This is a genomic window from Alteromonas sp. ASW11-130 (genome assembly GCF_026183735.1).
Classification (GTDB): Bacteria; Pseudomonadota; Gammaproteobacteria; order Enterobacterales; family Alteromonadaceae; genus Alteromonas.
The window spans coordinates 14,757-36,652 of sequence record NZ_JAPFRE010000018.1 but is presented as its reverse complement, the minus strand read 5'-3'; the positions used below and the strand labels follow the sequence as shown (position 1 = coordinate 36,652).

The 21,896-nt window shown below is 42.8% G+C and carries 21 protein-coding genes and 1 pseudogene; 3 read left to right on the top strand and 19 right to left on the bottom strand.

Going from position 1 to position 21,896, the window contains the following annotated elements; translation table 11 throughout:
• Positions 1-10: 10 nt before the first annotated feature.
• The 12 genes from ruvA to OPS28_RS06550 all read right to left on the bottom strand — a co-directional run bounded on the left by ruvA (position 11) and on the right by OPS28_RS06550 (position 12,226).
• A complete protein-coding gene (gene ruvA / locus OPS28_RS06605; protein WP_265608670.1) occupies positions 11-631 on the bottom strand; it encodes a Holliday junction branch migration protein RuvA in 621 nt (206 codons plus the stop codon).
• Between the two features lie 23 nt (positions 632-654).
• Entirely contained in the window at positions 655-1,173 is a 519-nt protein-coding gene (gene ruvC, locus OPS28_RS06600; protein ID WP_265608669.1) for a crossover junction endodeoxyribonuclease RuvC, read from the bottom strand.
• The gene (gene nudB, locus OPS28_RS06595; RefSeq protein WP_265608668.1) at positions 1,173-1,613 is read right to left on the bottom strand and encodes a dihydroneopterin triphosphate diphosphatase; all 441 of its coding nucleotides are present in this window, start codon (positions 1,611-1,613) and stop codon (positions 1,173-1,175) included. Before nudB ends, ruvC begins: the two co-directional genes overlap by 1 nt.
• Positions 1,613-3,376, bottom strand: a complete 1,764-nt coding sequence (gene aspS, locus OPS28_RS06590) for an aspartate--tRNA ligase (RefSeq protein ID WP_265608667.1) — start codon at positions 3,374-3,376, stop codon at positions 1,613-1,615. Before aspS ends, nudB begins: the two co-directional genes overlap by 1 nt.
• A 219-nt stretch (positions 3,377-3,595) precedes the next feature.
• Positions 3,596-4,936, bottom strand: coding sequence for a sigma 54-interacting transcriptional regulator (locus tag OPS28_RS06585; protein ID WP_265608666.1), 1,341 nt, complete (start codon positions 4,934-4,936; stop codon positions 3,596-3,598).
• Complete coding sequence (locus tag OPS28_RS06580) at positions 4,933-5,532, bottom strand: hypothetical protein (protein ID WP_265608665.1); 600 nt, start codon at positions 5,530-5,532, stop codon at positions 4,933-4,935. The genes OPS28_RS06585 and OPS28_RS06580 overlap by 4 nt, the downstream gene beginning before the upstream one ends.
• The gene (locus OPS28_RS06575) at positions 5,532-6,929 is read right to left on the bottom strand and encodes a sensor histidine kinase (RefSeq protein ID WP_265608664.1); all 1,398 of its coding nucleotides are present in this window, start codon (positions 6,927-6,929) and stop codon (positions 5,532-5,534) included. The genes OPS28_RS06580 and OPS28_RS06575 overlap by 1 nt, the downstream gene beginning before the upstream one ends.
• A gap of 212 nt (positions 6,930-7,141) precedes the next feature.
• On the bottom strand, positions 7,142-7,411 hold the full coding sequence (locus OPS28_RS06570; RefSeq protein WP_265608663.1) for a calcium-binding protein: 270 nt from the start codon (positions 7,409-7,411) through the stop codon (positions 7,142-7,144).
• Positions 7,412-7,585: 174 nt separating this feature from the next.
• The gene (locus tag OPS28_RS06565; RefSeq protein ID WP_265608662.1) at positions 7,586-9,661 is read right to left on the bottom strand and encodes a putative bifunctional diguanylate cyclase/phosphodiesterase; all 2,076 of its coding nucleotides are present in this window, start codon (positions 9,659-9,661) and stop codon (positions 7,586-7,588) included.
• Positions 9,662-9,715: 54 nt separating this feature from the next.
• Entirely contained in the window at positions 9,716-10,153 is a 438-nt protein-coding gene (locus tag OPS28_RS06560) for a tellurite resistance TerB family protein (RefSeq protein WP_265608661.1), read from the bottom strand.
• A 90-nt stretch (positions 10,154-10,243) separates the two neighbouring features.
• Positions 10,244-11,887: a fused response regulator/phosphatase gene (locus OPS28_RS06555; protein WP_265608660.1), complete on the bottom strand. Its 1,644-nt coding sequence runs from the start codon at positions 11,885-11,887 to the stop codon at positions 10,244-10,246.
• A 27-nt stretch (positions 11,888-11,914) separates the two neighbouring features.
• A complete protein-coding gene (locus OPS28_RS06550; protein WP_265608659.1) occupies positions 11,915-12,226 on the bottom strand; it encodes an STAS domain-containing protein in 312 nt (103 codons plus the stop codon).
• Between the two features lie 96 nt (positions 12,227-12,322).
• Between OPS28_RS06550 and yciH the strand changes: the two genes are divergently transcribed.
• From yciH to pheA, 3 genes are all read left to right on the top strand, one after another.
• Positions 12,323-12,646 carry a stress response translation initiation inhibitor YciH gene (gene yciH, locus OPS28_RS06545; RefSeq protein WP_265608658.1) on the top strand — a complete coding sequence of 108 codons (324 nt, stop codon included), beginning with the start codon at positions 12,323-12,325 and terminating at the stop codon, positions 12,644-12,646.
• Between the two features lie 78 nt (positions 12,647-12,724).
• Entirely contained in the window at positions 12,725-13,525 is an 801-nt protein-coding gene (locus tag OPS28_RS06540; protein WP_265608657.1) for a response regulator, read from the top strand.
• Positions 13,526-13,904: 379 nt separating this feature from the next.
• A complete protein-coding gene (gene pheA, locus OPS28_RS06535) occupies positions 13,905-15,086 on the top strand; it encodes a prephenate dehydratase (RefSeq protein WP_265608656.1) in 1,182 nt (393 codons plus the stop codon).
• On the opposite strand, the gene OPS28_RS06530 is transcribed toward pheA, so the two are convergent.
• The 7 genes and pseudogenes from OPS28_RS06530 to tyrA all read right to left on the bottom strand — a co-directional run bounded on the left by OPS28_RS06530 (position 15,079) and on the right by tyrA (position 21,891).
• Positions 15,079-16,821: a tetratricopeptide repeat-containing diguanylate cyclase gene (locus tag OPS28_RS06530; protein ID WP_265608655.1), complete on the bottom strand. Its 1,743-nt coding sequence runs from the start codon at positions 16,819-16,821 to the stop codon at positions 15,079-15,081. The two genes, pheA and OPS28_RS06530, sit on opposite strands and share 8 nt — an antisense overlap.
• 3 nt (positions 16,822-16,824) lie before the next feature.
• Entirely contained in the window at positions 16,825-17,034 is a 210-nt protein-coding gene (locus OPS28_RS06525) for a hypothetical protein (protein ID WP_265608654.1), read from the bottom strand.
• Between the two features lie 298 nt (positions 17,035-17,332).
• A pseudogene (locus tag OPS28_RS06520) lies at positions 17,333-17,845 on the bottom strand (GGDEF domain-containing protein); the annotation flags it as partial.
• 51 nt (positions 17,846-17,896) lie between these two features.
• Positions 17,897-18,685 carry an SAM-dependent methyltransferase gene (locus tag OPS28_RS06515; RefSeq protein WP_265608653.1) on the bottom strand — a complete coding sequence of 263 codons (789 nt, stop codon included), beginning with the start codon at positions 18,683-18,685 and terminating at the stop codon, positions 17,897-17,899.
• A gap of 82 nt (positions 18,686-18,767) precedes the next feature.
• Entirely contained in the window at positions 18,768-20,054 is a 1,287-nt protein-coding gene (locus tag OPS28_RS06510) for a pepsin-like aspartic protease (protein ID WP_265608652.1), read from the bottom strand.
• 21 nt (positions 20,055-20,075) lie between these two features.
• A complete protein-coding gene (locus OPS28_RS06505) occupies positions 20,076-20,549 on the bottom strand; it encodes a GNAT family N-acetyltransferase (protein ID WP_265608651.1) in 474 nt (157 codons plus the stop codon).
• Positions 20,550-20,736: 187 nt separating this feature from the next.
• The gene (gene tyrA / locus OPS28_RS06500; protein WP_265608650.1) at positions 20,737-21,891 is read right to left on the bottom strand and encodes a bifunctional chorismate mutase/prephenate dehydrogenase; all 1,155 of its coding nucleotides are present in this window, start codon (positions 21,889-21,891) and stop codon (positions 20,737-20,739) included.
• Positions 21,892-21,896: the final 5 nt, after the last annotated feature.

The window sequence follows — 21,896 nt, the reverse complement described above, 5'->3', positions numbered from 1 at the left end:
TTGTTTAAGCCTACATCGCTGCTTTCAACGCTTCGCGGATGACTTCTTCGCTAGCCATGCCTTCACTATACGCGCCTGATACCATCTTACTCGCTTGGGCGGGCTTATAGCCAAGGGCAATCAATGCGCTTTGTGCTTCTTCACGAACATTGTTTAGTGAAATAGTGGCGGTTTCATTAGTCAGTCTGGCGTCTATATCAGGTAACGAAATACTCTGCGTTTTACCAAAGTCAGCTAATCTATCTTTTAACTCCACTACCAATCGTTCAGCTGTTTTTTTGCCAATTCCAGGTAGTCGTGTCAAACCCGATACGTCCCCTTGTTGAACACATTGTAAAAACTGACTTGCCGACATGCCTGATAAAATAGCTAACCCTAATTTTGGACCTACTCCGTTCGCTTTAATTAACTCCCGAAATAAACCTCGTTCTACTTTATCTGCAAAACCAAATAACAATTGCGCATCTTCACGCACGACAAAATGAGTGAACACGGTTACCTGCTGATCAACCTCGGGTAATTGGTAAAAACTGGTCATTGGCATTTGGATTTCATAGCCAACCCCGCCCACATCTATTAATACATTTGGCGGCTGCTTCTCAAGTAGCGTGCCGTGAATTCTTCCGATCATATTTACTGCTTCATACTTCTTAATTAACGTAGTCGTCTGCGTACTGTTTTGCTGGCTTGTCCGGCCAACTTAATTAAACTTTGCGCCGTATGTGCATGACAAAGTGCGACAGCCAGCGCATCGGCTGCGTCAGCTTGGGGCGTTCCCGATAAAGCCAACAAATGGCGTACCATATGCTGAACTTGCGTTTTTTCGGCACTGCCTTTGCCCACTACGGCTTGTTTTATCTGTCTTGCAGAATATTCAGCTACATCAAGTTCGCCTTGAGTAGCGGCAACGATCGCAGCACCTCGCGCTTGCCCCAATTTAAGTGCTGAATCGGGATTGTGCGCCATAAACACTTGTTCAATGGCAAATTCATCCGGTTGATACTGACGAATAATCTCGCTCACCCCTGTATAAATTTGCGCTAGCCTGGGAGCAAGTTCGTCGCCTTTAACCCGGATACAACCGCTGGCGACATAGTGAATTTTTCCTGCCTGTCGCTTTATCAATCCATAGCCCGTTATGCGAGAACCTGGATCTATACCCAGTATTACCATTAATTTTCCTTTGGCACAAACCTTTCTACCGCATCTTGATTAGAAGGTGACCATAACTTTGCAATTGCTTCTGATTTTGTCACCCATTTATAAGCGAGATGCTCGCTCAAGACTATCGGTGCTTGACTATCGACTTGGGCGCTGAATACATGTTCAGTATTAAATTTCGTCTCGGGTGGATAGCGATAGCGCCATCGAGACCTTATTTCGTATTGGTTAGATAGTTTATGATCTTTGATAGCGTTTTGCGAAGGACTCAGACAAAGGCCTGTCTCTTCCCACACTTCGCGATAGGCAGTTTGGATCGGCTTCTCGTTGTGTTCTAAGGTACCCGTTACTGATTGCCAGAAATTGGGATCATCTTCTCGCTGTAGAATTAAAACCCGGTAGTGCTGATCATACAGCACTACCAAAGCAGATTCAGGGCGTTTAAATGACATTACCCGTTGTCACGGGGCAAGGTTTTTATTGCCAGATCTGCCAGTTGCTGAGGATTGGCTGGACTAGGCGCATCCGTTAATGGACAAGCAGCTGTGGTCGTTTTCGGGAATGCCATGACATCACGAATAGAAGTTGCTCCTGTCATCAACATAACTAAACGGTCCAAACCAAATGCCAAACCGGCATGGGGTGGCGCACCATATTGGAGTGCTTCCAGCAAAAAGCCAAACTTGGTCTGTGCTTCTTCTTCATTAATACCTAATATCGAGAATACCGCTGACTGCATATCCTGGTTATGAATACGCACCGAGCCTCCACCTAACTCTACCCCATTTAGTACCATATCGTAAGCATCAGACAAGGCATTGGCGGGGTCGGCTTTTAGCGCTTCAGCACTCAATCCGCGCGGAGAGGTGAACGGATGGTGAAGCGCATGGAACTGACCATCGATTTCCTCAAACATAGGGAAGTCAACCACCCAGAGTGGTTTCCAATCGCCTTCAAGCAGCTCAAAGTCTTCACCTAGCTTCAGTCGAAGCGCACCCATAGCTTCGGTAACAACCGTGTTAGAATCTGCGCCAAACAATAAGATATCACCAGTTTGTGCGTTAGTGCGCTTAACAATAGAGGTCGCTATCTCTGCGTTTAGAAATTTGAGAATAGGAGATTGTAAACCATCAAGCCCCTGCTCCACATCATTCACTTTTATCCACGCTAGTCCTTTGGCACCGTAGATACCAACGAACTTTGTATATTCGTCAATTTGCTTGCGTGAGAGGCTTGCACCCTGAGGCACCTTAATCACAGCTACACGACCGTTAGGATCCTTTGCCGGACCACTGAAAACCTTAAAGTCAACGTCTTTAAGCAAGTCAGCTACATCCACCAGCTCCAGTGGATTACGCAAATCAGGCTTATCACTACCGTAACGTTTCATTGCATCGGCATACGTCATGCGGGGAAAATCACCTAAATCGACATCCAGCATTTTTTGAAATAAGTCACGGATCATGCTTTCAGTGATACTCATTACACCTTCGGCATCTAAGAAAGTAGTCTCCAAATCGATTTGCGTAAACTCCGGCTGACGGTCCGCACGTAAGTCTTCGTCTCTAAAACATTTTACGATTTGATAATAACGGTCCATGCCTGACATCATTAACAACTGCTTAAAGAGTTGTGGCGATTGCGGCAATGCAAAGAACTCACCCTTATGGGTACGGCTGGGCACTAAATAGTCGCGGGCACCTTCAGGCGTGGCTTTAGTCAGGATGGGCGTTTCTATGTCTAGGAAACCACTATCTTCAAGGAAGCGGCGGACCGCTCCAGTAACTTTTGCTCTGAACTGCAGGCGATTGCTCATCAAAGGACGGCGAAGATCGAGGTAACGATATTTTAAACGTTGTTCTTCAGAGTTTTCCTGGTTCCAATCTAAGGGGAGTGCGGATGACTTGCTGAAAATTTCTAACCCCGTCCCCAGGATTTCAATTTCACCGGTGTTCATCTGAGTGTTAACCTGACTTTCAGGACGCGCCCGTACCTTACCGGTTAACTTAACGCAGAACTCGCTACGTAGTTTGTTAGCTTCGGCCAAAACATCAGGTAGATCGGGATCAAATACAACCTGCACAATGCCTTCGCGATCGCGTAAATCAACAAAGATGACACCGCCCAAATCGCGGCGTTTATTGACCCAACCACAAAGTGTCACTTCCTGTCCGATATAGGACGCATTAATTTTCCCACAGTAATCTGTGCGCATGGTCATTGACCCCTGATTTTCTCTGTTATTTCTTACTATCCACCGCTAATTTCGGTGAATAAGGAATTCGTGTGAAAAATGCCTAGTAAACTCAGGCATTTTTAAGGCCGCATAGTATAAACAAAAGGCGGGCTAAAGCCCAATGGGATTTATCGAGATGGGGTAAATTCGAGTAGAAGACAAACCGCCTTCGACGATGAAGGCGGTTTAAAATAAGAGTTAACGAAAATCCCCGGCATCCAATTCATGCTTTTTCATTAATTTGTGCATATCCGTACGGTTTCTTCCTGCAAGCTCTGCGGCACGCGTAACGTTACCATCTGTCATTTTAAGCAGCTTGTACAAGTACTTCTGTTCGAATGCATCGCGGGCTTCAGTTAATGTTGGCCAGCTTTGCTTTGTCGCAGACAAGGCTTGTTCTACTAAGTGCAAGGGTACACCCGGTGTTTGCGTTAGCGCAACGCACTGTTCGACCACATTAACCAGCTGACGGACATTGCCCGGCCAATCCGATTTTACCATTAACTGCATAGCGTCATCGGAAAACTGATTAACGTTCACACCGTGTCGTTGTGCGCTTTGCTGCAATAGTGCTCTTGCCAATAATGGGATATCTTCACTGCGTTCTTTCAATGAGGGAAGCTTAAGGTTCACTACGTTCAAACGATAATACAAATCCTCGCGGAAGGTGCCTTCTTCCATCTCTTTATGCAGATCTTTGTGGGTAGCAGAGATAACCCTTACGTCGATATCGACATGTTTACTGCTACCAACCGGGCGGATTTGACGCTCCTGAAGCGCCCGAAGCAATTTGACCTGAAGCGTCATTGGCATATCGCCTATTTCATCTAAAAATAGTGTACCACCATCGGCTTCTCTGAATAAGCCTGCATTGGCTTGAACCGCACCTGTAAAGGCCCCTTTCGCATGGCCGAACAGTTCTGATTCGAGCAAATTTTCAGGTAAAGCACCACAGTTAATCGCTACAAATGGCATATTACGACGATTACTGGCGCGATGGATAGCGTTCGCTAATAATTCCTTACCCGTCCCGCTGGCCCCACTGATTAACACACTGACTTCACGTTGGGCAATACGGTAGGCCTGATCAAGCACGTTCGTCATTTCTGGCGAACGTGTGATGATATCCTTACACCAATCTTTAGGTTGAGACGCCAGGGATTGACTTAATGCCTTTTGCAATAGTTTGCGCAATTCATCATGATCGACAGGTTTAGGCAAGAAGCCAAACACACCGCGCTGGGTGGCGGCCACTGCATCAGCGATCGTTCCGTGAGCGGTCATTAAAATAACGGGGATATCTTTACGAATTCCCATGACTTCTTCAAATAAGCTTAAGCCGTCCAACCCCGGCATGCGCAGATCACTTAATACGACATCAAAATCATCGCTACGCAATTTCCTTAATGCACTTTGGCCATCTTCTACTGCGGTGACGCTATACCCTTCCCCTTCAAGGCGGATGGTCAGCAAACGCAAAAGACTTTTATCATCGTCAACTAGTAATAATTGCGGATTTGCTTTGGTCGTATCGCTCACTGCTGGCTACTCCTGTTCTTATCCATTAATGAAGCTTCTATTTGTAACAACTCTTCTACCTTTTTTCGTTGCGCTTCTAATTCTTTCTGCAAATTCTCTATACTTTGACTTTGCTGAGTATTTACTCTGCTTAACAAGGTAATAGCCGATTCGTATTCTAATAGCTGTTCGTTAGGGGCTTGCACGATGGGTTTCACTAATCTGGCAAAATCGGGGGACAGCTTTGGCTGAATTTCCTTTAGCCAATGCGAAGCGCGAAGTCGGTCCTGATAAGGCGTGCTGGCTGGCAGCGTAAAAATAATCTTTGCCAGCTTATCGCCAATTGAATTACCCAGCGCGTTGATAGAGTCTTTACGTTTTGGCCAGGACATTTCACTGGCTTTAATCCATAACGATGCCCAATAAGCTAAATCACACTGATGCTCAAACGTCGCAACGTTTTCTTCAACCAAACATATCTCTGATGTATCAATAGGTTCACTTTGGATGACTTCAACCACGTCAGACGGTATTTGTTTTTCGTTTTCAATAGGTGGCGAAGGAAGCAATTTGCACCCTGCCAACAGCACCACACATAAACACCATATTATTCTCATTACACCATTTCCTTTTGCGGGATGGTTACCCGAAAGCAAACATCAGCATAATCAACATCTACAACGGTTACATCACCATGCATTAAGCGCGCGCAATCAGAGACGATTGATAGCCCAAGACCTGTGCCTATCACGTTGTCATTACGAGGGTCCTCTCCTCTGGTAAAGGGTTCAAATAGCCTGTCTACCGATTCAGCCGGTATACGCTTCCCTCGGTTAGCCACATCTAAAACAGCTTTATCACGTTTCATGTAAATACTAACATTAATTGGCCGGCCAACTGCCCCGTGGGCAACCGCATTCGATATTAAGTTGTCGAGTATCCGTCGATAAAGTTCTTCATCAATCAGAATGGTTTCCACTTGCATATCTACAGTAACTTCTCTGTCCTGCAAAGCTAATGCATAGTCTTCGAGGCACTCTTTAAGTAATCGGCTAACATCCACCTGGGCGAATGTCGGCTGCGCTTGTTGCAATAACAAATTATAGTCAAGTAATTTTTCAACCAATTGGTTTAATCGCTGAGTACTCGACGCAAGCAGCCCAAGTACTTCCACCTGCTGTGGATTAAGCTCGCCCACAACGTTATCAGACAATAGACTACATCCTTCTTTGATACTCGCCAATGGCGTTTTTAATTCGTGGGAAGCATGACGCAGGAGTGCGGTTCGAATATGCTCTAATTGTTGCAGGCGTTCAGCCAGCCAGTGAAGGTCCCGCTCAACTCCAATCAACTCTCTTGGGGCATGGGTAGACAATGGCGGTAACTCGCCTTCCTGCTGGGCTAATATACGAATAATTTGTTTCAGTTTTTTAACCGGGTTGACAATAAGTTGGCTCCCCAAAAGAATCAGCAATAACGATACACTAACCAGCATAGCAGTAGACCACGCCTGTTTCGCCTGCATAGTGTTCAAGTCATCTTTTTGAATAGCAAGACGCTGCTGAATGGCTGAATCTACATCGCCGCGCATACTTGCTACACTGCTGTTTAGCGAGGCCAAATAGGTATTCAATAAGAATTGGTCATCGATACTTCGAAATGCTTTTAACTGAGAGATATGATGGTCAAGGCGCACGCAAGTTTTGCTTTCTTCAAGGGCTTTGCACAACGCGTTTTTCGCTTCGATGAACTGTAACATAGCGTTGTCAGTTAAATCGGCCACCGCATTGCTTTCTAACACAACAAATTGTCTGATACTGCGTTCCAAATCGATCGCGGCCGCATCAAGTTGTTGCATTAAACCTACCACATTAACGACGTAGCGTGTCTCAATTGTCGTCATCCTGCCGACTTTAGCTAAATCGTTTTGACTTTGCCAAAGCAATGCGATTAACGGAACCAATGCCAGTACGAAACTGCCTAATGTAAGTTGCCTTAAAGATCCTAGTCTCACTAAATTTTCACACTACTTTTTATTATATTTATTTGCACGTTTTAACTCTGCTCCCTGAGAATCGTATCGCTTCGGTACTAAGTCAAGCATAGTTCACAATTTCGTGCGGATCCCTGCACAGATTATTATTTCCATAAACAAAATAATTTTTGCTTTAAATAACGTAAAACAAGCTAAATTGGTTCGTTTAGTGGCAAACGTTTTCGCAAAATTTATTGTATTATTTTTTTGTTCACAGGAATTACAGTTATTTTACCACTGGCCTTTAATTCTTCAGGACTTAACTTGCCATCTTCGTTGGTATCTATCCTTCCAAATTGTCTAAGTAAGTCCGTATTACTTACCGCTTCCTTTAGTGAAATTACCCCATCTTGATCCATATCTAATTTGGTGAGTAAATCTGCTTGCGCGTTTGCCACTAATGTTGTCTGTAGCGCGATTGCGGTAATAATTAACAAAAATATTCTTTCTATGCGTTTCATTGACGGCTCCAGCCTCCCACACTTCAACGAGAAATAACTAATGATTGTTGGAATACTAAGCTAGAACCAGGCCAAACATAATAAAATGAATAAAAACAAAGTGTTAAGGTGAAATGTTGCGGTAAAACATTTTCACCTGTCACTTTCTGGAGACACATGAGTTGACTATATAGATTATTCTGATTTCAGTGCTCGTCGATGAAACCTTGTTGGTAGAAACGGTAAGCTATCTAATGGCACGGGTTCGCTAAACAAATAGCCTTGCACATGATCGCAACCATGTTCAAGTAAATAGTCCCATTGGTTGTGGTTTTCGATACCTTCTGCACAAATAGTAAGCGATAAACGCTTGGCTAAGTCAATAATGGTACCAGTAACTAATCGACTTCTTTCAGAGGTTTCAAGCTCTCTGATAAATTGTCGATCAATCTTAAGCGTATCAATGCTGATTTGCGTGAGATAACTTAACGAAGAATAGCCAGTGCCAAAATCATCAAGAGAGATGGCACAGCCCATATTCCCTACTCGACGAAAGAACTTATTAGATAAAGCAAAGTTTTCCAGATAAGCTGATTCAGTCACTTCGAATTCGATGTATTCAGGATTTACCATATGACGATCAAAGATATCGTGAATCATGTCAAACAGCCCGCTATGACGCAGATCGTGCCCAGATAAATTGACCGATACACGAAAACGTCGTTTTAAGAGTGATTGAATAGTCGGCATTTCTTTGGCAACTTGCTCAATCATCCATTTCGTTATGGACGTGATTTTCCCGCCGCGTTCGGCGATGGGTATAAATTCACTTGGCATAATCATGCCGAATTCGGGATGTTGCCAACGAATGAGCGCTTCAAACGCGATAATAAGCCCATGCTTATCTACCTTAGGCTGGTAATACACAATAAATTCGTCGTGTTTTATTGATTGGTCGATACTGTTAGCAATAGACAGTTTGCGTTTATGCGAATCCACCATATCAAGAGTAAAAATAGTGTAAGTTCCCCGGCCATTGGCTTTTGAGCGGTACATCGCCAAGTCGGCATTACTCATTAATTGACTCAACTCATAGCCGGCATCCGTGGCACGGGCAATTCCAATGCTTACGCCGACGGTGAGCGATAATCCGCGTAATTGAAATGGCTCTGAAAATGCTGAAATTACACGATTAGCCATATTTCTTACACTGGCATCGCTGGTATCACGATCAGGTAGAATAATAAATTCATCCCCACCTAACCGCGCAACTAAGTCTCCCTCTCGTAGCAGGGTGGTTACCCTGGAAGCTACTTCGATGAGAATTAAATCACCTGTTTCATGGCCCAGAGAATCATTAATGCCCTTAAAGCCATCTAGATCAAAAAACATTAGAACCAAATCTTCATCAGCTCTTCTGGCCCGCGCCAATTCAAGACGAAGATTATCCATTACGAACTGACGATTCGGTAAGCCGGTTAAACTGTCAAAATTAGCCAAACGCGTCATCGTTTGCTGTTGTTCTATCAGCGTCTGATTTTGCTCATGATTAATGGTCAGCTCAACTTCGATGGTATCCATTAGGCTATTGATATTGTCGCCAAGTTTACCAAATTCGTTATGGTGAGAAGCTTCATAGCGTAGCGCGTAGTCTTTACTTTCACTAACCTCCTGAGTAAATTTGGATAAGGTATAGAGAGGCCGGAGCAAACGATTAATCAATAGAAAACTTACCAGTAAAATGGACACTAGGGCCACGATAATCAATGGTAGGGATTGCCACAACAGAGAACGTTTGCTGCGCACAATGGGTTGGGTTATATCGTTAACTAAAACAAGATACCCTATAGGAAAGTTTTGCGGCCCGATGCGTTCAAATGTCACCATATGGCCATCAATCTGCGTACTTCCTAACTCCCAGGGTTTTGAAGCTTCCAAAAGGGGAAATGTTTTTTGCGAGTCGTATCGTGCCCCCTGAAAAAATACAAGCTCATTGTAGTCATCGTCATATATTGACGCGTACTCAATAGCTTCATAAGCAACTAAACTACTTAGCTCTTCTTCCATCTCGGCAAAATTCATTGGCCGAGTTTCCATAAAGGGTTGAAGTTCTGAGCGTAAGTTTCGCGCTAGTGATGAAAAATGCCCCTTTATGGAAGATAGAAAAAGTTCCTCATGCTCTTCCTGTGTCAACCAAAGTACAATTGACGTCGACAATATCACCGCCCCTACGATGATAGCCATCAGGGAAGTTTTCATTGGTTTAAACACTGTACTGCACCTGTTCCATTTTTTCAGTGTAATAACGCCCAATGGGACGTGGTTTCATTCTCCGGTAACCGACAGCTTGGCCTTGATAAACTGACTGTGAGGAATATGCAATAAATCTGCTATTCGGCGTATAATGTGTTCTTCAATTGGTGCAATATTATTATCTGCATAAGCGACCTGCCACAATCCCTTTAGAATGGCCTGCTTTTTTTCATTATCACATTGCTGGTTAATTGCCTGGGTAAACTGAACTAAATCTACTGCTTCTTCCGCGGTTTCGCGCCCTTCTACGACCAGCGATTGTCGGGCTTCGTCAGTAAGTGAAAATTGCTTATCAAGGATGGCTTTATATGCGTTAAGTTCTCGCTCGTCAGTTTCGCGATCTGCGCGAATAATTTCGCTAAGAAGTGCCGCAGTGGCAAGCTCTACAGAAAGCGATTCTTCTTTTTGGTCATTTGACTGTTTAAACAAGTCCAGCACGGCTTTTAACATAGCTATTCTCTATATAGTACAAAAGAAGCCGCCACACTATATCAAAATAGCTTGGCGACGCCACGCTAATTGTAAACTTAGTTTACAAAGCTAAACTTTCATTGTTGCAGTAGCTTTTGTACCCCCTTCGCTATATTCAATAGTTTCACAAAGCTCTCGCATAAGCAGGACCCCACGCCCTGAACTGCTGGTTAAATCAGGATTATTCACTTTTTCAATATCAAAACCTGCTCCTGAATCCTTCATCACGATCGTCAACATTTTCTGCGCTGGCGAATATATAAGGGTTATATGTATGAACCCATTTTCCAATGCCGATAGCCTTTTTTCTCGTTGTTCGTAGTAAGTTATAAAGCCTTCTGGCGACCGTTTCACCCGCGAATCTAAATGCAACAAGCCATGTTCCAGTGAATTATTAAACATCTCTGTTAGCACCGTAAACAAATCTGAGCGTATCCAGTTCAAGCCTTGCTGACTATTGATCATATTCATTATTGATTCTAAAGCCTGTTCGTTTTTCAGCGCTTCGCTTGAAAGTTTTAGTGAAATCTCGAATGGGGTGGCGCTAATTTGGATGTTCTCTTTTAGGTCATGTAACGGGGTGGAACGATAAATAGCAATGGTCATATCATCGTGAGGCTCAGCTTCGCCAAGGTAAGCGCGAGCTTGCTGATAAAGATGCTCTGCTGTGACGTGAGGAGATGCAAAATACCACTTCTCGACCCCTTCCTCGTCCAGCATTTTTCCGTCTTTATTGGTGATTTCCATTAAACCGTCGGTACACGCAAACAGTTGATCGCCGTGTTCAGTATCGAATACTTCGCACTCGCTATCAAATTCCGATTCGTCAAGGATGCCGAGCGCCATGTGTTTTGAGAGAAATTTTCTGATCAACTCCCCCTCTTTACTTTTAAGCAGCATCTGGGGCATCCCCCCATTCCAAATGGTTAACCGTTTGCCGGACACATCCACTTCCACGATGACGGCGGCAAAAAACATATCCGGTGGTAGCAGCTGTAATAACATACTGTTTAGCGTAAACGCCATTTCACCTATCGACAGCCCTTTTACTGCCATGGCTTGAAATGAACGGGTAACAGGTAAAGCGCCTATTGCAGATGCGAGTCCGTGGCCCGTAAAATCCCCTACGAGATAATAAAGCCCTCCTCCTGGACTCGCTTCGCAAAGAAATAAATCCCCATTAAATGTAGCGGCAGGCGATACTTTAAAATCGAAAAACTTAACGACAGATTCATTATTTACAATGGCATTAGAAAAAATATGCTCAACAATGGTGTGTTCTCGATCGACCTTGCGCTGAAAGCCCAATAACTCCTGATTTTGTTTATCTACCTTTTTACTTAGTAGACGCGTGCGGGCGTGAGCACGTATCTTCGCAGCTAATATTAACTTATCAAAAGGTTTAGAAACAAAATCATCTCCGCCTACCTCTAAACATTTGATTAAGCTTTCGCGATCATCTAATGCGGTAATAAAAATTATCGGCAGGTAACTTCCTTTATACAATTTCTTAAGTATGGGAGCGACCTCGAATCCACTTATCCCTGGCATCATCACATCTAATAAAACTAAGTCAGGTTTGTGTTTTTCTGCTAATTTCAGCGCCTCCTCACCATCTTTCGCTTCAATACAATCTTTATAGCCTTCATCTTCCAGCATATGCTGAAGTAAAAAGCGATTAAGTGACTCATCATCAACTATTAAAATACGCATCGGTTATCCTGGCTTTAGCGACTAAATTCAGCTGATATCAAATTTTTTATCGAAGCGGGATATTTTTAAAATGCGAGCTACCTGAGGTCGGCTGTTTATAATCTTGTAGTTAACAGTTTTATCTTTATCACAAAAATGCTTCTGCATATTAAGTAACATACCAAGCGCTGAACTATCCATATATTGCGTATCGGCTAGGTCTATCCTAATCTCTTTCGGCGGTTCAGATAGTTCGGTGTAGACATGCCGAAATTCTTGTACTTTGCTGTAATCAAATTTTTCATCCATTTTTATGATGAGCGCTTTGTTTGCATTTTCCCAGTTTGCTTTTATTGCCATATAGTTCTCCAAAAGGCTAAATCCGTTCTTTTATTAACATCTAAGCATTGTTCTTTTACTATAGTAGTTCAGAATCATTAGTTAAAAAGTCATTTCATGCAAAATTCCAAATTGGTATATAGTACAGAAAGCGGCCGCATACATGATGATGCCCCCGCTAACACTCGCTCTACCTCAAAAGATGGCGTTGTGCGTATTCATCGTGAGACAAAGGGGCGCAAAGGTAAAGGTGTATCCGTTATCCACGGCTTAGACATGGATGCGAAAAAATTAAAAAGTTTATGCTCTGAATTAAAGAAAAAATGTGGTTGTGGCGGTGCAATAAAAGATGGCACCATTGAGGTTCAGACAGATGATCGTGCTAAATTACAAACTCTTTTACAGGCCCAAGGTTTTACCGTAAAACTAGCAGGCGGTTAAGTTATAGTAAATGTTGAATTTTCAGGCAGAGTAAAAACCTAGTGTTATAAACCTGTCAAAAATATATGAGTGAAATCGATGGAAAAGTTGTCAATATCTGACTTACACATTGTGTTGGTAGAGCCTTCCGATACCCAACGCAAAATTATTACAACACTGTTATTGAAAGAAAAAGTAAAAGAAATAGACCCTGTTAGTACGCTAGCAGAGGCACGTGCGGCGGTAAAATCTCACGGCGCTGACTTGGTTGTCAGTGCGATGTACTTTGAAGATGGTACTGCGTTAGAACTGCTAAAGTTTATTAAAGAGTCAGATGAACACAGTGCCACCCCTTTCATGCTGGTTTCAAGTGAAAACAGGCTAAGCAAACTTGAAGAGTTTAAGCAGGCTGGCGTGGCGGCTATTTTACCGAAACCTTTTGAACCTCTACATCTTTCACGCGCCCTAAACGCCAGCTTAGATTTAATTAATCACGATGAACTCGAATTGGAATTGTTTGATGTACAGGAAGTGCGCGTACTATTGGTTGACGATAGTAAGTTAGCTCGAAATCATATTCGCCGCGTTCTGGAAGGGATGGGCCTTAAAAAGATTCGTGAAGCAGAAAATGGTGCCATGGCGCTGACTTTCATTAAAGATGAACAATTTGATTTGGTTGTAACCGACTACAACATGCCTGAGATGGACGGCAGAGAGTTATCTGAATTTATTCGCTTTAATCCAGATACCACTCATATTCCTATTATCATGGTCACGTCTGAAGCAGCCGACAGTGCACATATGGCGAACATTCAGCAAACTGGCGTAAATGCGTTATGCGATAAGCCGTTCGAACCCACCGAAGTTAGAGCTATGCTTGCAGCTCTCTTAAGCGAGTAGTGTAGGCTTGAATAAGATATATATTTTTAGTGATTGACAGCTTAATAGCAGCAACATAAAGTAAAAAAATGAAAACAGAATACCTTCATGCTTCAGCTTTTATCTTTGGTTTTATCCCCGCCATCTGAGGGAGGTTGAAGCATGTTTATAAAACCTCCCACTGGGAGGTTTTTTTTTAACTTTAATTAGAACGTGCTTAACGTTACTGCTTGAAATTTGATCACCTTGAGTGTGGCGTTTGTCGCACATTTGTATGGCGCAAAAACTATTTATGTAGATTTCTACACTTCAAAGTTTCTGTCTTGTCCAAATGAGCGACGACTCGCTGTAAAATTGAAAAGAAAAACCCAGCACGCTCGTATAACCCGGAACCTCAACAATGTCTGAGCCAGCTTTAGATGCGTTAAGAGAGAAAATTACCGATATTGATCAGCGCCTGATTGATTTGTTAGCCCAACGTAGATCCCTAACTAATGACGTCGCTGAAACTAAAATCAAACACCATATACCGGTGCGTGACGTCCGCCGAGAAGAACAGCTACTCGTGCGCTTAATTAAAGCGGGAAAACAAGCAGGATTAGATGCGCACTATGTAACTCAACTCTTTCACGTCATCATCGAAGATTCAGTATTAAACCAACAAGCTATGCTGGCTGAAAGGGCGAACCCAGGTAGCGCTTTGCCACTTAACCGGGTTGCTTTTTTGGGTGACAAAGGCTCATATAGTTATTTAGCCACACAAAAATATTTTTCCCGTCGCCCAGGCGAATTGCTTGAAATTGGTTGTCAAAGCTTTAGTGAAATCGTCACTAAGGTCGAACATGCAGAGGCTGATTACGCTGTCCTCCCAATCGAAAATACCACATCAGGCAGTATTAACGAAGTTTATGACCAATTACAACATACTCAGTTAAGCATAATTGGTGAGTTGACTCATCCTATACGTCACGCTCTCCTCGTTACGGAGAATACACAGATTAGCCAAATAAAGACGCTTTACGCACATCCCCAGGTGTTCACCCAGTGCAGTCATTTTCTTGCAGAGCTTGGAAACGTAGAGGTGAAAACCATGGATAGTACCTCTTCCGCCATGCTTACCGTGAGCGAACTCCACCGAAATGACGTGGCCGCGATTGGTAGCGAGGCAGGCGGAAACTTATATGGTCTGACTGCGATTAAATCTCACTTAGCTAATCAAAAAGAAAATCATAGCCGCTTTATTGTGGTGGCCCGAAATGCGGTTAAGGTACCGCTCCAGGTCCCGGCTAAAACGACTTTCGTCATGTCCACTGTACAAAAGCCTGGCGCATTAGTCGAAGCACTATTGGTATTAAAAGATAACGCTATCAATATGACAAAGCTAGAATCCCGTCCTATACCTGGTAATCCTTGGGAAGAAATGTTTTATATTGACGTAGAGGGCAACCTAAACGACGGACCATTGCAATCTGGAATAGAAGCGTTAAGAAAAATAACGCGCTATATAAAGGTACTTGGGTGTTATCCAAGCGAAGAAATAAGCCCCACTAAAGTAGCCGCAGCACAAGCGTTAACTAACTAAACTTTTCGTCAAGGGTGAAGGGTTCAGCAGGATATCCGTCATAAACGTACACGCGGTTTCTTCCTTCATCTTTGCTACGATACATAGCTTTGTCTGCACAACCATATAAGCTCTGAAATTTATATCCGCAAAGTTTAGTATCGGCTACACCGAAACTCGCGGTGACCTTAAAGTTTTCACCACTTTCCGAAGTATCAATTGCCGCGATAGCACTGCGGCAACTTTCAGTGATTGACTGTGCCTTTCTTGCCGCACAACCTGGAAGTAGTATTGCAAACTCTTCACCACCTAAACGACCAATCACATCTTGATTCCGACATACCCTTTTAACGACGTCTACCACCGCTTTCAGCGCCCAGTCCCCTATCACATGACCATGTGCATCATTAACGCTTTTAAACAGGTCTAAATCAAAGACAACTACGGAAAGATGTTGCTGCGTCTTTTCGTGATAACTCAACGCTTTTTCGGCTACTTGGGTGAAGTGGTGACGGTTTGCGATGCCAGTTAGTTTATCAGTTTGCGCCTGGGTTTTTAGTTGCATTTGCATTCTACGATTGAATAACATCCATACCATAACAATGCTAGCTAACAAAGCAAAGGTTGCTATGAGAAGGCGGCTATTATCGATCTCTTTTTGTGCCAATTCAGCCTGGGTTTTGAGCAAAGAGTTTTCTTTATTTAACAAGGCGATTTGATTAGCCTTTTTCTGAGCTTCGAATTTCGTCTGCTGAATAGCAAGTTGGCGTATTTTAGTTTCATCAAGTAGTGCTTTTTGAGCTTCGGAAAAAATTTTGTAATAGTGATGCGCTTGCGTAATATTGCCAACTCTTTCAAAGTACTTATAAAGCACCTCAAACGCTAGTATCCGCGGTTTGTACATACCCGCACCACTGGATAATACAATAGCTTCTTCTGCATTGTGTTTAGCTTTTTGCCACTGATTTTTAATTAAATAAAAGTTAGCTAACTGAGCGCGATAATCAGCTTGTGCCACCGGATAATTCGCTTTTACGTATATTTCTTGGTTACTTTCAAGCAGAGAAATAGCTTCATCCACTTCATTATGCTTGAAATAGAGCTTCGCCTTTATAACTAGACTAATTAAAGCAACCAGATATTCCTTTGCTTCTTTACAGTAGTTAACTGCGTAGTCTGCAGTCGCTGGTGTAATTTCACGGTTCAAATAATATTCAGACTCAACTTTAACTTGATGAGCAACACACACGGTATGAGGATTAACTGCATTGCCCAGTAACCAACTGGCAGCGTGTAACCCCGATTCATAATCCCCTAACTGATTATAAAAAGTGGCTAAACCAGCATATGCATTAACCTGACTTGCTTTACTTCCATTAGGAATCAGTTCTATTAATTGCTGTGCGTAGTTATAACCATCAATGTAATTTCGTACTATGCCATACAAGTTAACAGCAACCGTTAATGCCCTAAGTTTTAAATCCTCATCCACCGCGGACTTATACACTTCCTTCGCATACTGTATTGCTTGTGCAGGTTCGCCCGCATAAATAGTGCGATACGCTTTTAATAGCTTGAAGTAATTTGCTTCGTAAGTGGTTAAATCATGGGCGTTACGTTCTAGCTCAGAAAGGAGTTGTTTGAATTGTTGGGGTTGTTGGCTTTTAATTCTGTCCGCTTTTTCGAGCAATATACTATTATCAGCAGAACAGTACGCTGCCGATAATAGTAATAGCAAACAAAAGATACGGTTCATACATTAGTTAACGAAAAGAGACGTCTCGTTGTCGTCGTCATCCTTGAGAGGACTCTGATCATCATCCTTATCTGGGTGCACGACGCACCATAATTTCCTGTTTTCGAACCTTTCTCTTTCAGTTTCAAAAGCTGTCCAAAATTGCTGGCTAGCTTCAACAGTATTTTTAGATGCATTCGCACCCATGTTTTCCAATAACTCGACTGCCGTCATAAAAATTCCTTTATATAAGAAAGTACATTAACTCCAGCGGAAGATTAGCACTACCCAAACCTATTGTTAATTTTTTTTGGCCTCGATATTTAGAAAAAATGTTACGTGAGAGCGGTATTTTCAATGGTTGCTACTGGAAATTAGGTACGGTTATTAGTAACAATCATTCAAACAAAAACAAAAACCCATAAAAAACAACATGTTAATAAGAATAGTCTAATAAATGTAGAATGTCGAAACGATTCGCTTATACCAAAATCGTTTATTTTAAAAGAATAAGAAATATAACATTATCAGATTAAACCAAATTTTCCCGCATTATCGTATTCGTTTTGTGAGAATCATCAAAAACAAAAACACGATTTCGCCCTTCTTCTTTACTTCGATATAAGGCCTGATCAGCACTGGCGTAGAGATTGTAAAATTTATAATCGCATACTTTTGTATCCGCCAAACCAAAGCTAGCAGTTATCCTAAAAGATTCCCCACTAGGCGCAGTATCGATTGAGGCTATTGCCTGGCGACATTTTTCGGTAATTGACTCCGCTTTTACTGCTCCACAACCAGGTAAAAGAATGCCAAACTCTTCCCCACCCAAACGCCCAACCACATCCAGGGTTCTACACACTTCCTGAACAGCGTCGACTACGGTTTTAAGCGCCCAATTACCTACGATGTGACCGTAAGTGTCATTCACCTTCTTGAAAAAATCCCAGTCAAAAACAACTAGTGTCAATACCTGCTGAATTTTTTCATCATAGCTAAGGGTGGAATCGGCCAGTTGAGTAAAATGGTGGCGATTTGCAATTCCGGTGACCTCTCCCCTAAATTTAACCCCATCACTTTCTTTTGGCTTTAAAACTTATTCTGAATCCAGCGCATTCATAATGGCTTCGATTTTTGCGTCAGGCGTCTTTTTCTTCGCTGGAGGAATGACTAACGTGGAATGCTGATAAACCGTGGCTTCGCATAACTGATCTAAACGCATCCATTCGATTCTGACCTTTTCAATAGGCAGGACAGCGGCCTCGTACAATGCAATTTGATGTTCAGTTGGATAATGTTCTAACAGATAATCCTGTAGTACTTTGCGATAGCGGTTTTCAGACACAAATTTTTTCAATTGACGGTCTCCTACCATGCCGATTTGCCACAAGATCAATAACGCGGTGTTGTCGAACCGTTTTTCGTTCATTAAAAACTGGCTGGCTTCATAGTGAGCACAACCGTTTGTTCCTGGGTCGAGGCCCATGTCTGCAAACAAGCAATCTTCGGCTGAAATACCCGGCTCCATGTGTGCGTTGAAGCCTTCTTCGCGCGCCTGTTTAATCACTTTATGCGGTGCCATAGCGAATACACCTGGGTGACCGTAAAAAGCTCCGACGACCTTTTTACCCGACCGCACTTCGTCCATCATTGCTTCTATCATTTCACGATAAGTTTGCCGGCGGTCCTTCCCTTCCGCGTAATACTTTTGCAGACTGCGCACATCCTTATTCATGGACATGACCCACTCTTCCACGTATTTGTCCGACATACTGCAAAATACCACATCAGCTTGTTCAATATAACTTCTTGAAAGCGGGCAAATATGTGACCCCAGGGTCATACCTACACCTACACAAACAATACTTCCTGATTGATTAGTCAATTTAGAACCTCTTTAATACATTTATTATAAACTTTTAATTATTTGGATTTGCTGGATAGCATTGGTACACCGAAATTTCAACTCATCGCTGTATAGCGTCAGCAATTGCACTGGTCACCAATTCAGGCACATCGACTTTCTTTGCGAAACGAATTACTCCAGTGTTGCCCTCACTACGATCAAAAATAGTGTAATAATTATTTAAAAGCGGCAATCCAAGGATTAGTTGATTGGGCCAGCCCGGTAAACTGCACAATTTAAATGTGGCTTGGTCAGATTGGGGCGAATGCACTTGCCAATAAGTGTCTGGAGTTAAGGTAACAGCTACGGGTTGTTTACGCTCACCTTCCAAATACAGCGTAATGTCTGGCCATTGGTCTAAATCTAACGCGCTTAACGGTATCCCCACTTCAGTGCCGGTGAACGCGTTGTAAGGCGACAGTAATTTTTCGAACGCAGCATTATGATTGATTAACTGCGTTTTGACTTGCTGCAATAATTCGCCGGGCATCACTAGAGCTGTTGCGCCACTATCCACAATACCATTTGTACAATATGCTTTTACATGCTTTTCAGCTAACGTGGGTGCGGGTATTTCCGCACTTTCCCCTACTTGTATACTTAACACATTTACGTTGTAGTACTTATCATGCGATACCCCCACGGTAAGGATGGGCTCCTGATATAAGTCGTCGTGTTTCAGGGGTGCGCCTAACACGAATAAACCGTGTTTCAGATGATGAGTGTGGGCTAATTCATCTGTATTACTTTCCCCAGTATGATAGATACTGGAACGATGAGTCAGCAAAGCAAATTGATCTGCGACCACGCCCGATTCCTCTAGCTGAGAAAAATATGGGATGAGGTCAATTCTAGGGTATTGATGCAGGAAGTGTGTATATTCGGGAACGTCCTCACTACAATTCGTCATTAAGTATGGATAGCTGACGCACGGGTCAACCTTATTTTCGGTGAGGTAGCTTGTTATATCGTAGGCATGGTTCAATGCTGTATAGGCCAGGCCCATAATTCCGTCGGCATTTAAAAAACTTGCGGCTTCTTCTTTTGAGGTGATAGCCAGTGCCACGCCAGCTAAGTCAATATGCTCGTCTAATTCCTTCACGCCTACATGAGTATGTACAACCGGTCCGTACCAACCACCTTTGCCATATTGGATGTCTTGCACATACGTAGTGCCTTCAAAGGCTAGTTCTGAAGTGATGGTGATTATTTTATGGCTAACAACAAACGTACTGCTACCTGTATCCAATATCAAATTTACCGGCGTGGCATCTGAACCAATCAGAAACCTAGCGCAATAGCCCCCTTCTGCATATAAATTAGTAATGGGAATGCGGATTGATTTCATACTACAACACCAGGCTAATTATTAAGTTACGTTTTTTCGAAACATAATATGAGGAAAATCGATTTTAATTTCTTCGTACGTGTTACAGCAAATTTGTTCAAACCCACATTTTTTGAATACATTTATCATCGGAGCGTTTTGAGCAATACAGCGCCCTATGATTTGACTATTTCGGCCACTACGCCGCACTTTGTCCACTAACATTTGGGTAACGATAGTGGCAATACCCTTATAGCGAGATTCTTCATCTAACAAGATACCGTATTCTTCGACATTTTCTAAACGGTGGATCAGCCCAATAATGCCTACTATTTTTTCAGTTGGGCCATGAGAAATTTTATAAAAGTGATACGCGCCCGCTTTATTTTGATGCACTTTTACAAACCACGCATCTACGTCTTTTACTGTCATCCGTACAAACAGCATTTTTGAAATGGAGGGGTCTAAATAGAGTTTTCTGAACAGGGCCTTATCGTTTACATTAATAGGTAGCAAGTTTATTTCTGAACGAAGAATAACAACACCATATAGCAACTAAAAAGTTAGCCGGTAACTATATATCGGAAATACAGGAGGTTAAAGCTGAACATATCACTTTTTAACTAGAGTGAGAGGGCCATTTAACTACTAAACTAACGCTTATCCGAGAAACGTTTAAGAGTGAGCTCAATTAACAAAAACATTATGGGTCAGTTTTTTTCCTAAGCATCTGATCATCGTCTGCTTTAAGCAGTAACTGTTTGCTATCAAGGAGACATTTTTTCGCATAATCACCAAACCAATTTCCTATAGTAAGAAACTGTTTAATAAAGGCTGCTTTATCCCCTGTCTCAAATTTTGCCAGTGCCTCACCGTAACGTTTATGAAAACGCTTCAGAAGGTGAATGTTTTCTGGGTTAGCGAAAATGATATCGGCGTAGAGGTGAGGTGCTTGCGCAAATAGCCGACCGACCATGGCCAGTTCCAGACGGTAAATTGGAGAGCTAAACACCGTGAGCATATTTAAGTCAGGATTTTCTTCCTGTAAATGCGCACCGTACACGAAGGTAGAAAAATGTCGCATTACCTGAATATATGCCATAGCTTGATCATGCTGTTGGGCCGAGCTGTAATGAATTGCGGCTCCCCAGATAGTCATTTGTTCAATCAACCATTGATAAGCTTCAGGCATTCTGCCATCACACACCACCACAACTTGTTTAATCATGCCGGGCGCATCGGGTCCAAACATCGGGTGTAAACCCACGACTGGCCCTTTATGGATATCCAACATAGCTTGCAAGGGCTTAACTTTCACACTGGTGATATCGGCTAAAATACACTCTGGTGGCAAGGCATCGAGTTTTCCAATTACTTGCTCGGTAAGATTGATCGGAACCGCCACGATGACTAATTGCGAATTCGCCAGTAGGTTTTCGGTCATTTTTTTCTGCCAGTCATCCTTTTCTATAACAGATACGGTATAACCACTTTTGCGGAATAAAGAACAAATGACTTTACCCAGCGCTCCATCTCCACCGATAACAGTCACTTGTTTGATAGCAGAATTTGCGCATCGGTAACGGTTGTTTTGGGTGTGATATGATTCTCGCATTATCCGGCGTAGTAAATCTTCGATAAGATCGGCAGATACACCCGTTTCTTGAGCCTGCTGTCTACGTTTTTTAATTAATTCGGTTTCTCGCTCCGGCACAAAGATAGGCATGCCCGTCTGCGCTTTGATTTCGCCAATTTTACCGGTCAATTGTGCACGCCTGCGCAATAGTTCAACCAGTTCAGCATCAATGGCATCAATTCCTTCGCGAAGCTGAACCAGTAGTTCGTCAAAGTTGCTCATAAAAA

Excerpts from the sequence above, each read along its gene's own strand:
- ruvA (WP_265608670.1), bottom strand. The coding sequence starts at position 631 with ATGATCGGAAGAATTCACGGCACGCTACTTGAGAAGCAGCCGCCAAAT.
- ruvC (WP_265608669.1), bottom strand. The coding sequence starts at position 1,173 with ATGGTAATACTGGGTATAGATCCAGGTTCTCGCATAACGGGCTATGGA.
- nudB (WP_265608668.1), bottom strand. The coding sequence starts at position 1,613 with ATGTCATTTAAACGCCCTGAATCTGCTTTGGTAGTGCTGTATGATCAG.
- aspS (WP_265608667.1), bottom strand. The coding sequence starts at position 3,376 with ATGCGCACAGATTACTGTGGGAAAATTAATGCGTCCTATATCGGACAG.
- OPS28_RS06580 (WP_265608665.1), bottom strand. The coding sequence starts at position 5,532 with ATGAGAATAATATGGTGTTTATGTGTGGTGCTGTTGGCAGGGTGCAAA.
- OPS28_RS06570 (WP_265608663.1), bottom strand. The coding sequence starts at position 7,411 with ATGAAACGCATAGAAAGAATATTTTTGTTAATTATTACCGCAATCGCG.
- OPS28_RS06560 (WP_265608661.1), bottom strand. The coding sequence starts at position 10,153 with ATGTTAAAAGCCGTGCTGGACTTGTTTAAACAGTCAAATGACCAAAAA.
- OPS28_RS06555 (WP_265608660.1), bottom strand. The coding sequence starts at position 11,887 with ATGCGTATTTTAATAGTTGATGATGAGTCACTTAATCGCTTTTTACTT.
- OPS28_RS06550 (WP_265608659.1), bottom strand. The coding sequence starts at position 12,226 with ATGGCAATAAAAGCAAACTGGGAAAATGCAAACAAAGCGCTCATCATA.
- yciH (WP_265608658.1), top strand. The coding sequence starts at position 12,323 with ATGCAAAATTCCAAATTGGTATATAGTACAGAAAGCGGCCGCATACAT.
- OPS28_RS06540 (WP_265608657.1), top strand. The coding sequence starts at position 12,725 with ATGGAAAAGTTGTCAATATCTGACTTACACATTGTGTTGGTAGAGCCT.
- pheA (WP_265608656.1), top strand. The coding sequence starts at position 13,905 with ATGTCTGAGCCAGCTTTAGATGCGTTAAGAGAGAAAATTACCGATATT.
- OPS28_RS06530 (WP_265608655.1), bottom strand. The coding sequence starts at position 16,821 with ATGAACCGTATCTTTTGTTTGCTATTACTATTATCGGCAGCGTACTGT.
- OPS28_RS06525 (WP_265608654.1), bottom strand. The coding sequence starts at position 17,034 with ATGACGGCAGTCGAGTTATTGGAAAACATGGGTGCGAATGCATCTAAA.
- OPS28_RS06510 (WP_265608652.1), bottom strand. The coding sequence starts at position 20,054 with ATGAAATCAATCCGCATTCCCATTACTAATTTATATGCAGAAGGGGGC.
- tyrA (WP_265608650.1), bottom strand. The coding sequence starts at position 21,891 with ATGAGCAACTTTGACGAACTACTGGTTCAGCTTCGCGAAGGAATTGAT.